Genomic DNA, 11580 nt, shown 5'->3' with positions numbered 1-11580 from the left:
GGAGTATGTATGTCTGAACTCTTTCAGGCTGTGATCGCCAGCGACGAAAAAACCGACTTGCGTCAGTTTGTCAGCGATTTACGCGCTTTGGGAAACAAATATTTACTGCGAAACGACATAGTTAACGCTTTTGCTGCCTACTGCACCAAATACGAAAAGCCCCAAAAGTTCCATCAATCTTCTCATTTGAGCAAACTGATTTATTACGTTCAGGAAATTATTCTCGAAGATGATAGCCTTTGCATCCTGCTGCGGCCAAAAATTGCTGGTATAGAAATAGTGCGACTTGGAGACGACTTGACAGTCGAGCAGATGACTGTGCAAGAATTGCTCGATGTGCGCGATCGCTTCGTCAACCACTTTCACCCCCAAGAAGGCGACATCCTTGAACTAGATTTCGACCCGTTTTACGACTATTCCCCCACAATTCGCGACCCCAAAAACATCGGCAAAGGAGTGCAATTCCTCAACCGATACCTGTCCAGCAAACTGTTTCAAGACCCTAGACAATGGCAGGAAAATCTATTTAAATTCTTGGGTCTTCACCGCTACAACGGCGTACAATTACTAATTAACGATCGCATAAAATCCCAAGATCAACTTTCCGAACAAGTCAAAAAAGCCCTTACCTTTGTCAGCGATCTTTCTGAAGAAGAACCTTACGAAAGATTTCGATTGGTTCTGCAAATGATGGGTTTTGAGGCAGGTTGGGGAAATACCGCAGCCCGCGTGCATGAAACCCTAGGAATTCTGGACGAATTAATTGATTCCCCCGATCCCCAAGCCCTAGAAGCATTTATTTCTCGCATCCCGATGATATTCAAAATCGTCCTAGTTTCTCCTCACGGCTGGTTCGGCCAAGAAGGAGTTTTGGGGCGACCGGATACGGGAGGTCAGGTAGTTTATGTCCTCGATCAAGCCAAGAGTTTAGAGAAACAACTGCAAGAAGACATTCATCTTGCCGGTCTCGATAGTTTAGGAGTCAAACCTAAAGTCATTATTCTCACCCGGTTAATTCCTAACAGCGACGGCACGCGCTGCAACGAACGTTTGGAAAAAGTTCACGGCACTGAAAATGCTTGGATTTTGCGGGTTCCCTTCCGGGAGTTCAATCCCAAACTGACTCAAAATTGGATTTCTCGATTCGAGATTTGGCCTTATTTGGAAACTTACGCGATCGATGCAGAAAAAGAACTGTTGGCTGAGTTTCAGGGCAAGCCAGATTTAATTGTCGGCAACTATTCCGACGGCAACTTGGTAGCGTTTTTACTGTCTCGTAAACTCAAAGTTACTCAGTGCAATATTGCCCATGCGCTAGAAAAATCTAAATATTTGTTCAGCAATCTCTACTGGCAAGAATCAGAGGAAAAGTACCATTTTTCGCTGCAATTTACTGCTGATATAATTGCCATGAATGCAGCTAATTGTATTGTCAGCAGCACCTATCAAGAGATTGTGGGCCAACCCGATAGTGTCGGTCAGTACGAATCTTACCATTGTTTTACGATGCCGGATTTGTACCACGTTGTGAACGGGATTGAACTGTTCAGCCCTAAATTCAACGTAGTGCCGCCGGGAGTCAACGAAAGTGTGTACTTTCCCTACACGCGGATCGAAGACCGGGTGCAAGGCGATCGCGATCGGCTCAACGAACTGCTGTTTACTCTAGAAGATCCGGAACAAGTCTTTGGAAAACTCGACGACCCGCACAAGCGCCCTTTATTTTCGATGGCCCGGCTCGATCGCATTAAAAACATGACAGGCTTAGCAGAATTGTTCGGAAAAAGCCAGGAATTGCAAGAAAAATGCAACTTAATTCTAGTAGCTGGCAAGCTGCGGGTCGAAGAAACTGAAGACTACGAAGAAGCAGAAGAAATTAAAAAGCTCTACGCAATTATCGACCAATACAACCTTCACGGTAAAATTCGCTGGTTGGGAGTGAGGCTTTCTAAAAGCCTGTCCGGCGAAATCTACCGGGTAATCGCCGACACCCAAGGTATATTTGTTCAGCCAGCATTATTTGAAGCTTTCGGCTTGACAATTCTCGAAGCAATGATTACTGGCATTCCCACTTTCGGGACGCAGTTTGGTGGCCCGCTGGAAATCATTCAAGATGGGGTAAATGGGTTTTATATCAACCCGACTAACCACCAGGACACTGCCCAAAAAATTCTAGATTTTTTATCGAAATGCGAACACAATCCCAACTATTGGTATGAAATTTCAACGCGAGGAATTGACCGAGTTTACAGCACGTATACCTGGAAAATTCACACTACCAAGCTGCTGACGCTGGCGCGGACTTACGGTTTTTGGAACTACTCGTCCAAGGAAAACCGTGAAGATATGCTCCGCTACATAGAATCGCTGTTTTATCTGATTTACAAGCCAAGAGCAAAGGCTTTATTGGCAGAACACGCAAATCGATAAGTGGCGACTTTTGCTTCTTACGGGCGGGTTGTGTAAAAAACTTCGCCTCTGATGGCTCAACTTTTTACACAACCCGCCCGTAAAGATTTGTGAATGACAGCAGGTTTTCTACAAGAGGACTGAGGCTAAGAAACGCGGTTTCTACTAAAATATTGGCTTTAGTAACAAAACATCTCGGAATCAACCGGGTTTCTGAGGAATAGTGCGAACCCGTCCCTGCTTCCAACTCATAACTTCTGAGTGCGGCCGTCCCCATTGCCGAACTTCTAGAAGCTGTGGCAGGTATAGCAACCGCACCCGACGCTTATTTATAACGTTCTTAATGGCCCAAACCAATGCGGTCTATTACCCCTTCCCTCGGACTTCTTGTTACCCGATCGCGAAGTCGAAGAGCCTTCTTCTGTCTTAATTCTGCTATATGTCTCAGAAAGCAGTCCGGGTAATACAATTAGATTTAGAAACTTGAAAACAGGGAAACCTTGTCAAACCTCACTAACAGGATGAAATTTATGCGTGTGACTACTGTTACGATTTTCAGCTTGATTGCTCTGCTCGTTCCCGGCTTAACCCGAAAGGCAACCGCTGCTTTCGACTCCGAACCATTTGTGCAGGAACAGTACCGCAGAGACTTTACGGCTCCCGCCGATCCGGGTGCGTCAGCATCGCCCCAGGGAAATTCCCAAGCAGATATGTTTAATAAGCCTTTTTACGCGGGCGAGCAGGCGCCAGTGAAAAAGGAAAAAACTATCTCGGCGGGAGCTGACGGGCCAGAAGTTGCCGCCATACAGCAGCGCTTGCAGGTGCACAATTTCAAGGTGGGGACGATCGACGGTTCCTATGGATCTCGCACCACATCGGCTGTGAGTGCCTTTCAGCAGTCTAAGGGGTTGAAGGCAGACGGCATTGTGGACAAAGAAACTTGGACAGCTTTAGCAGCAGATCCGGCGCCTGCTCCTGAAACTGTGCAGAGCAATGCTCCAATTCTGAGCAATGCTGCTGTTGCCGGCAATCCTCCAACTCTTCTAAATAAAGGCGCTGTCGGTTCCAAGGTGAAGACGCTACAGGTGCGTTTGGAAATACAGGGTTATGATCCGGGCCCCATCGACGGCATTTTTGGCGCTCGCACTGCTTCGGCTGTCAAGAACTTTCAGAAATTTAAGGGTTTGACGGTTGACGGCATGGTGGACGAAACAACCTGGAAGGCGTTAGGCCAAAAGTAAGCGACGAGTGAAAAATACGGAAAATTGCTGTGGCGATAACTCATGATTGAACCCGGTGTCCCAAAATGACCGGGTTTCTCGATGTTGAGCGATCGAGCAATGTGGTCATCAGCCTGCGGATTTATCAGTGGGTCGCTTTATTCTATCTAAAACCTAAAATCTAAAATCTAAAATCGATTGACCGATCGCTCTGTTGTGTGCTATAGTAGTTAAATGTCAAAATGCGGATATGGCGGAATTGGCAGACGCGCCAGATTTAGGTTCTGGTTCCGAGAGGAGTGAAGGTTCAAGTCCTTTTATCCGCACTTAAAACTTAATAGTAATGTCGAGTGTTGTCGAGTTGTCGAGTGTCAAATTATTTGTCCGCGTTGACAGATTGCTGTTCGTGTCGCCAAATAATTTGACACTCTTGACAGATTGCTGTCCGTTTGACAAATATAAGGTAGTTTTATAGACGAGCTTGGTCACGAGTAAAAAAGAACTTGAACCTTCTTTCAAACCACCTACAACGATCGCTGAAACCGCGATGGCTTGTTGCGAGATCTTCAGTCGCAATAATAGAACTTTCAACCCATCCCTAGTCGGGATGGTCGTTGAAACATTGGTGGCGCGTTTAGCATTTCTGTACAGTAACTCATATTTGTGTAGAAGCGACTTCAATCACTGATTTTTATCTTAACTTTTTCAGTTTCTTCAAGTGCGATCGCCTCAAATTTTCCACCAACCGCCGCAACTGGTTCAAATTACCCGCTTCCCCGCCATACTTCCACCGCACGTAAGCTTGCGAAACTTCATCAATCACCTCAGCTTCATCACTTGCATGATTACCCCGCATTGCCTCAGCATACTCCAAAGGCGTTTGAGCTTTCTGCTTGGCAAAACCCCTACTCGCCAAATCCTTCAGCATTTCCTGATAAACCCCCTCCACCGGCGGCAACTTCGCCAGCCAGCGGCGGTGGCGCCACTTGCGCCACACTTGCCAAATTAACCAGCCAATAAAGCCAAAGGCGATCGCAGCAATCAAGCCAGTAAATAACCCCACCCAGCCCCTAGAAAACTGTCCCAGAAACCAGCCCACAATCAAACTTATCCAGCCAATTAGAAAACCTATAACTGAATCCAGCCCGCTTCTCAGAGGAGTCGGTAGCCAACCCGCGATCCACTTCCAAAACGATTCCAGCGCACTAAAAGTCTGGTTGTCTTCCACCGAAGCCGGAATCAGCGGATAACCAGGAATCGGATTAAAAGCAAACCAGCCGTGATTGGGAAAATATACCTCCGTCATTAAGAAAGCGTCGGTATTTTTCACAATATACAAACCTGTAAAGGGGTTGAATTCCCCCGTATCGAAACCGCCCACCAGCCGCGCCGGAATCCCGATCGACCTCAGCATAATTGTCAGTACCGTCGAAAAGTGGTCTGGATATCCCCCTGTAACTTTTTTGCCGCCCTGGGTGTTTTTATAGCCAAACAGAAAACCCTCGACTAAATCTTCACCTTCTTCTAAGTAAGGCAAAGCTTTTTCTATTTTGTAATTCGGATTTTGCTTTAAATATTGAGCCAAATACAAAGCTTTTTCGTAGGGAGAATCGATCGATCTATCAGACTTAGCTACTCTCGTCCTTGCTAGCAATATTTCCTCAGTTTTTGCCCGCACCTTTCCGGCAATTTCCGGTGGCACATCCAAATAGAAATTGCGAATATTTTTCGGGTAATTAGTACCCGTTTTTCCCAACAAAGCTCGATCGCGAAAAGGTACATTAGAAATCACTGTATAAGTCACACCCTCTCCCAATTCCGCAGGCGCTCGCAAACCCCCCTCCGCATCAATCGCCACCTCTGGACTCGGAAAATAAAGTTCCTTCGGCTTGTTTAAAGCCGGAATCAAATTAGGCAATGGAGCAAGAATAGTATAACTTTGAATCACCTCTTGAGTCCGAGGCGCATTGGGAAACGGATTCAGATAAAATTGATAAGACCACCTAGGTCTATTCAGCTTTTGAGCTTGTTCGTTGCGAGAAATTTCCCAACCCTGACCGGTGTATTTGTCGAAGCCTAATACTCGCCAAAAACCCGCAGCCTGCGATCGCACCCGCATCACCACTTGAGGTTTCATTTCCCCCCGCAAATTTTGATTAATGCGCTGGTTGAAACCGTAATAAAAAGTAGAGTCCACCTCTCCTGGTCCTTTGTCAGGGTTTCTCCCCCTTCCTCCGCCAGTTCCTTTTTGATTTCCCCCTCTGACATACCCCGGATTCAGAATGCTGCGCGAGTCAAACTCCCCCTGATATTGAATAGGAGCACTCACCGGAAAAGTCCGCAACTGATAGCCAGGGAGGCGCGGCAAAAACGCAAAAATAGTCAGCCCCAACCCGACAGTTATCAGCAGCAGCCAACCAAAATACTTTGGGGATAAAGTAGCAGCAAATAGCGACAGGCTTTCATTTTTCCCTTTACCTTGTGCTTTTTCGCCAATGGCTTCTGGCTTCAAAAATCCCAAGCGCGATCGATAATCCAAAACCAAAGTCGGAAGCGCTAAAGCCAAAAACAGCAACAACAGCGGCCCAAAAGTCAAGGTTTGGCTGAGAGTCGCTGCTACCCCTAACAAAATTAGCCCGATTACCATCGAATAGCCCAAATCCTTACGGCGGGGCAAATCGAAACTGTGCAGCACTTGAAGTTGGATTAACAGTTGCGCCAAAACTAACCGCGTATCATTCAATTCTCCCACCAAGCGGCTAAAAAAAGCGAACAGCGCCACCAGCATTCCAATAGCTATGCAGAACTTAGCAGCTACATTGCGATCGCGGCGGCGGTACCAACTCCAAGTTGCTCCCACAATACTAACAGGCACAGCCCACAGGTTCAGGGGTTCTTCAGCAGCAACGTCAGTAGCCACAATTCCCACAATTACCAACAACTGAACTAGGATTCGCAGCAGTAAAGAATCCTCAATCACCGGCGGAGGCATGGCCTCAATCTGCTCCCACAGCTTACCCAAAACAGGTATATTTCGCAGGTTATCAGTTGTCATGTGCACCCATCCAACGATTTTAGATTTTAGATTTTAGATTTTAGATTGAATCCACAGATAAATCTGGGTTTTAACTAATATCTAAATCTTATTTCTCTGTCATTAGATTTTAGATTTAATCCACAGATTAACTTCACAGATGAATCTGGGGGCTTGAACTAATATCTAATTTTTTTGCTTTCCACGACGACAGAAATCGAGGAATTGCCTTTGTTTTTGTGTGAGGTCAAACCAGCGAGTAAAAACCTAAATTATTTACTCTAATTAAACCTTTCTAGTTGCTATCTTGTCCGGTTAAAATTGGACGAATAGCAAACATCAAAGGTCTTGTCTCGAAGTTTTGGAATCGAACTTCTAGAGCATAAGTCTTGTTCGGTTGTGGGTCAAACAACTCCACACTTAAATGCCCGGAATTCGGACGATGTGCTGTTGCTTCGGCATCTCCTCCCTTGAGTTCCAAACTTCCTGCCCCTGGAAATTGGCACTCAACTCTTAAACACGGCATTGGCTGTTCTCTGTTGCGGTTCGAGAGGTATTGAGCCTCCAGAGTCAGCGCACCCAAACCAGTCAGCCACTCCCGCGAAATCGGCGGCTGATTCACAGGACAATCCAAAGTTAGAGACTCAATAATTTCCTTGGCTGCCAACAGCGACAGCACCATTTGTTGATCGGTACTCGCTGCTTCGTAATTCGGGAAATCTTCTAAATCTAGAAGTCCCCGCAAAGAACCTCGGAGCACTAAACCAGCTAACTCGTTGAGTTCCTGAGACTGGCCCGGAAACAAGCTATCTACAGCGCGAACTAACTTCGAGCCTTGCCGCAGCGACGACATTACCAGTTCCTGACAAGGTTCTAGCAGTTGAGCAAAAACCCCTTGGGCGATCGGAATTGGCAGGCGGCCCCACCTGATATTTTGTAGTTGGGGAGTCCAGAGGTGTAGGGGGGGAACCCATTGCGGGGCTACATCGTCTGGGTAATCGTGGTCGTAGCTTTTGAATTCTGTTTCCCAGGGGAACAGCGGCGGGTTAGATTCAATTTCGGCTCTAAGCCTTTCTTTTAACAAGGTCTGAAAACGGTCTTGCACGGTCGGTATTTCTCCAATTGTCAGCGGTTGTGCGGGTGCATTGTTGTGCCCCCCCACTTGATAGTCCAGCGGGTCTGGTTCGTCCCATTCCCAGTATTCCACCCCGGAATTGTCTTCTGTGTCGCCCCACTCTTCTGAGCGAGGGGATGGATTGAGGTTTTCCTCATCTTCGTTAGAGGTATTCGCGATCGGCGCCTGCAATATCCAGTCTAAAAAATGGCGCTCGAAAGCCTCTGCATCCCTGTTCGTTTCGTTATTCATCACTAGATGCCCCTTCTCCGGAATCTGAACGATTTCGCAATTCCCAGGCAAGTTCCAGCAATTTAAACCACCGTTTCTGTACCTGGGCTACCGTGCTGCCGAGGGTTTGCGCGATCGCTGACTCTGACAGACCCTGTTGTTTCAACTTTAGCAAACGCTGTCCCTCTGGACCAATTTGCTCGCCAAAAGCGTGCCACTGAGAAGGCAGCAAACCCAAATTGCGGTCTAAGTCTGCTTCCAGCCACTGGTGAACGAGTTCCCAGCGGTGCGACATGGCGAACCTGAGCAAATGGTACTTGAAGCGCTGCTGCAAATAGTCTCTTTGGCGGGGAGTTATGCCCAAAAGCGACTCTATTTCGTTAGTCGGCAAGTCTTGCAAGCGCAGCACGAAGTAATCGGCGCAGTCTTGTTGATTGCGCTCTTTCAAGTAACCCACTAATTCGTCAATCACGTTTTGCCGCAGAGATTCTGACTCGTCGCCGAGGGGACGAATTGCCGCCGAACCCTGTCCGGCCATCGCTTCCCGGACTGAGTGCACCGAGGTGTCGTTCCAAGTTTGGTCAGAATCTGAAGCCCCTCCGTCGGCGGCTTGTTCCATATCTACGGAGGTTTCTTTGGGCTGCTGCTGGGAAAAGGTTTGGGCCCGTAAAATAATTAGTTGCTGGCTGCGGTTCCGAGGTAAAGGAATGCGCCGCTTGCCGAAGCGCTCTACAAAGGCCATGTACTCTGCTAGTTCTAAGCGAGTGCGGGGACTATAGGTAGGTGGCAGTTGGGTTTCGCGCCGGAATGCCTTTAAAGCTTCGAGATAAAATCCTTGCAAAAAATCTTTGATCAGTTCTACTCGCGCCTGATAGCTAGACTGCACCTGCGGAGGGGTGATGTAGCGATAGACGATCGCGCTGAGGGTACTGTGCAATTCTACTCGCCCGGGCCCGGAGCCTAAATTGTAATAATGCAGGCATTGTTGCAAGCGGTGCTGAGCGAGGCTCTGGGCTGAACCTTCTATATCTCCGGAGGCTTGAATCCGCTGGCTTTCAGTGCATATCCTGTTGACTTCTGCTGCGAGTCGCCCTGCTACATCTTGGCAGTTCTGCTCAGACGCGCGAGTGGACTTTTTAAGTTCGTCTAACAGCAGTTGAAATATGGTTTCCACGCTCTGGCAGATTTCCCGCATGATGGTTTACAGCTAACAATGAAAGTAGCACAGTTAGTAAAAGTATGGATAAATCTTTCCTACCGCTACTTTACCCCGTATTCCCCACATAGGACAAACTGCAATGCCCTCGATCTCCCCCTTCGCGCAAACACAGAGGACTGTTTTTTTTATCTGTCCTGGAGGCGCCATCCGTTAAGAACCAGGTTTAAACAGTTGCCATAACGATGGTTCATCCGAGTGTCGGGTTTGACAAAGGCTTCATGGGAGCCCAAAACGCTACACGGCCGTTGATACGTTCGGCTTAATGCTGTGGTGGTCACAGCAGCGCAAGTGTTCCTGAAGGTGAAGCGAGCACACAACTTCTCCCGGCGGTTTACCAGATGGGACAAAGGGTTTCACTGCTGTATTTGATCTGCGTCTTCCGCCACTTTTGCCATACAGTTTCGACGGCGATCGCCCGTCTGTTTCTGGGCAGCATCCTGGAACTTCGATTTAACGGTTTGACTCAATATCATTTCTAGCATCCCAATCACAGAGGTCAGCACCGCTCATGTCCGAAAATCTGTTTCCTAGCCTTCTAGGATAAATGGGGTTATATTTAATTGCAAGTCCGTTATGCCCTCATTTAAAGCAGCCCGCACAATTAAGTGTGGGGGAGGTTGGTTAACTTCGGCATAAATTCCTTGATTTTTACTAGCAATCAGAGTGCAGCCTTTTTCTCTAGAGGGATTGAGCGGGGGGTCACCTGCCGCCCCATCCCTGTGTTTGCCAAACAAAGAGCCTCCAGAACAATAAGTTTAATTGCATCTATCTAAGGGTATCTATATGGCGTACTTTAACCTGAAATGCCGATATTTTAATAAAGTGCGATCGTCTTCGATCGTCCTCTGGGTTGATGTAAGTGGCTGGCGAAATTTGTTCTAATAGTAAAGTTAGAGTTGAAGGAACAATTTTCAATGCGTAAGTTAAACATAGGTCTATCTGACGAGCAACGTGCAGGCGTTATCGAACTATTGAATCACGACCTGGCAGATGCTTATCTGCTGTTAATCAAAACCAAAAAGTATCACTGGGATGTAGTGGGCCCACAGTTTAGATCGCTCCACCAGTTGTGGGAAGAACACTATCAGGCGTTAACACTAAATATCGATGCTATGGCTGAACGGGTGAGAACTTTAGGTGGCTATCCAATTGGTACTGCTGAGGGTTTTCTGAAGTATGGCTCGATTAAAGAACATATCGGCGATTTGCCTTTGGCTACGGAAATGGTATCGCGTTTAGTTGACGACCACGAACTGATTATTCGCAATCTCCGCCAACACGTCGAACAGTGCGGTGAAGAGTTTAAGGATGACGGAACCGCAGACTTTTTGACTGGTTTGATGGAACAGCACGAGCAAATGGCTTGGATGTTGCGATCGTTTATTGAAGGGGAATCCCTTTCGCCAGACGGCCAGCACCCAAAAGCTCAAACGGCTACAGCTTCTCACGCTTAGAGAGATTAAGTAGACGGAAGAAGGAAGTTCGGCAACGGATTTTGTAACGGATGTAACGGATGTAACGGATGTGAGTCCGATGTCTGTCGGAAAAAGGAAGCATGGAAAATTGAGATTTTTTTATTTAACCCTCTTTCCTGATTCTTGAGCGAGCAAGCTGGCAGAATTAAACGCCCTCTAGCTTCCTAAAAAACCCGGTTTTTTGAATAAACCGGGTTTTTCAATGTTGGATTTATGTAGATTTTCGATTTCCTAAACTATTGAATCGCATTCTTTCGTATACCTGCGACGGCAACATCCTGTGAGCCTTAGTCCGCGTCTCAATCCTAGCAATTGTCGTCCCTTCACTCGATTCTGATGCTTGTTTTAACTCTAACCCAGATTTAGTTGGCGCTGGAACTATTATTTTTAATATACTTTCTATTGACAGCAGATACAAATTGTGCCGCAAAAGTGCCAGTGATAAATCTTCTTTGAAAGCTCGATACAGCCAAGATAATGTACTCCGGTGGTTGCCGCTGCGGTTGCTTTTAACAGCTAAGTAAATGTAAAAATAGCTGCTAGAGCAGCGATAAATGCTGCTGGGAATTTCGGGATGTTGCTGTCGGACATCGGCCATAATTAAAGAGTGAGATTTTGCCATTGCTGCATAGTTGCTAGACATACTGCTGGCAATCTGCCGGTAGCCAACTAAGTATTCTGGCACGACTTTAAATTGATAATGTTCGGCTATGCGGAGGTGAAGTTCCCAGTCTTCGCAGCCTTGAGCGTTTTCTAGTTTAAGTTTGCTCTTGTAACCGCCGACTTTTGCAAAACAAACGCGGCTCTACCGAACCTGGTATGTAAAACTAACTAGCAAAATGCCAATGTAAGAAGCTCCTAAGAATAAAGTTGTCAAA

Annotated in this window: 10 protein-coding genes and 1 tRNA gene; 5 read left to right on the top strand and 6 right to left on the bottom strand. The window is 46.9% G+C overall.

Annotation, left to right across the window (positions count from 1 at the left end):
- The first annotated feature begins 9 nt into the window (after positions 1–9).
- Positions 10–2430, top strand: a complete 2421-nt coding sequence (locus tag QUA04_RS18895) for a sucrose synthase (protein WP_333259148.1) — start codon at positions 10–12, stop codon at positions 2428–2430.
- Between the two features lie 64 nt (positions 2431–2494).
- Here the strand turns inward: QUA04_RS18895 and QUA04_RS18890 are convergent, their stop codons facing one another.
- Positions 2495–2686 carry a hypothetical protein gene (locus tag QUA04_RS18890; RefSeq protein WP_333259145.1) on the bottom strand — a complete coding sequence of 64 codons (192 nt, stop codon included), beginning with the start codon at positions 2684–2686 and terminating at the stop codon, positions 2495–2497.
- 253 nt (positions 2687–2939) lie between these two features.
- On the opposite strand from QUA04_RS18890, the gene QUA04_RS18885 reads away from it, so the two are divergent.
- Entirely contained in the window at positions 2940–3650 is a 711-nt protein-coding gene (locus tag QUA04_RS18885) for a peptidoglycan-binding protein (RefSeq protein WP_333259142.1), read from the top strand.
- 223 nt (positions 3651–3873) lie between these two features.
- Positions 3874–3955, top strand: a tRNA-Leu gene (locus QUA04_RS18880).
- A 365-nt stretch (positions 3956–4320) separates the two neighbouring features.
- Here the strand turns inward: QUA04_RS18880 and QUA04_RS18875 are convergent.
- From QUA04_RS18875 to hetZ, 3 genes are all read right to left on the bottom strand, one after another.
- A complete protein-coding gene (locus QUA04_RS18875) occupies positions 4321–6684 on the bottom strand; it encodes a transglutaminaseTgpA domain-containing protein (RefSeq protein WP_333259139.1) in 2364 nt (787 codons plus the stop codon).
- Between the two features lie 274 nt (positions 6685–6958).
- Positions 6959–8029, bottom strand: coding sequence for a hypothetical protein (locus tag QUA04_RS18870; RefSeq protein WP_333259136.1), 1071 nt, complete (start codon positions 8027–8029; stop codon positions 6959–6961).
- The gene (gene hetZ, locus QUA04_RS18865) at positions 8022–9203 is read right to left on the bottom strand and encodes a heterocyst differentiation protein HetZ (protein WP_333259132.1); all 1182 of its coding nucleotides are present in this window, start codon (positions 9201–9203) and stop codon (positions 8022–8024) included. The genes QUA04_RS18870 and hetZ overlap by 8 nt, the downstream gene beginning before the upstream one ends.
- 362 nt (positions 9204–9565) lie before the next feature.
- On the opposite strand from hetZ, the gene QUA04_RS18860 reads away from it, so the two are divergent.
- Positions 9566–9706, top strand: a complete 141-nt coding sequence (locus tag QUA04_RS18860) for a hypothetical protein (protein WP_333259129.1) — start codon at positions 9566–9568, stop codon at positions 9704–9706.
- A gap of 48 nt (positions 9707–9754) precedes the next feature.
- Here the strand turns inward: QUA04_RS18860 and QUA04_RS18855 are convergent, their stop codons facing one another.
- Complete coding sequence (locus tag QUA04_RS18855; protein WP_333259126.1) at positions 9755–9961, bottom strand: hypothetical protein; 207 nt, start codon at positions 9959–9961, stop codon at positions 9755–9757.
- Between the two features lie 180 nt (positions 9962–10141).
- On the opposite strand from QUA04_RS18855, the gene QUA04_RS18850 reads away from it, so the two are divergent.
- A complete protein-coding gene (locus QUA04_RS18850; protein WP_333259123.1) occupies positions 10142–10681 on the top strand; it encodes a Dps family protein in 540 nt (179 codons plus the stop codon).
- Positions 10682–10913: 232 nt separating this feature from the next.
- Here the strand turns inward: QUA04_RS18850 and QUA04_RS18845 are convergent, their stop codons facing one another.
- The gene (locus tag QUA04_RS18845; protein WP_333259120.1) at positions 10914–11387 is read right to left on the bottom strand and encodes a hypothetical protein; all 474 of its coding nucleotides are present in this window, start codon (positions 11385–11387) and stop codon (positions 10914–10916) included.
- Positions 11388–11580: the final 193 nt, after the last annotated feature.

The organism is Microcoleus sp. S13_C5, assembly GCF_036700845.1.
Classification (GTDB): Bacteria; Cyanobacteriota; Cyanobacteriia; order Cyanobacteriales; family Microcoleaceae; genus Microcoleus.
This window is presented reverse-complemented; position numbering and strand designations above follow the sequence as displayed.

Bases quoted from the DNA above. Each gene is read 5' to 3' on its own strand.
- QUA04_RS18895 (WP_333259148.1), top strand. From the start codon at position 10: ATGTCTGAACTCTTTCAGGCTGTGATCGCCAGCGACGAAAAAACCGAC.
- QUA04_RS18890 (WP_333259145.1), bottom strand. From the start codon at position 2,686: ATGGGGACGGCCGCACTCAGAAGTTATGAGTTGGAAGCAGGGACGGGT.
- QUA04_RS18885 (WP_333259142.1), top strand. From the start codon at position 2,940: ATGCGTGTGACTACTGTTACGATTTTCAGCTTGATTGCTCTGCTCGTT.
- QUA04_RS18875 (WP_333259139.1), bottom strand. From the start codon at position 6,684: ATGACAACTGATAACCTGCGAAATATACCTGTTTTGGGTAAGCTGTGG.
- QUA04_RS18870 (WP_333259136.1), bottom strand. From the start codon at position 8,029: ATGAATAACGAAACGAACAGGGATGCAGAGGCTTTCGAGCGCCATTTT.
- hetZ (WP_333259132.1), bottom strand. From the start codon at position 9,203: ATGCGGGAAATCTGCCAGAGCGTGGAAACCATATTTCAACTGCTGTTA.
- QUA04_RS18860 (WP_333259129.1), top strand. From the start codon at position 9,566: ATGGGACAAAGGGTTTCACTGCTGTATTTGATCTGCGTCTTCCGCCAC.
- QUA04_RS18850 (WP_333259123.1), top strand. From the start codon at position 10,142: ATGCGTAAGTTAAACATAGGTCTATCTGACGAGCAACGTGCAGGCGTT.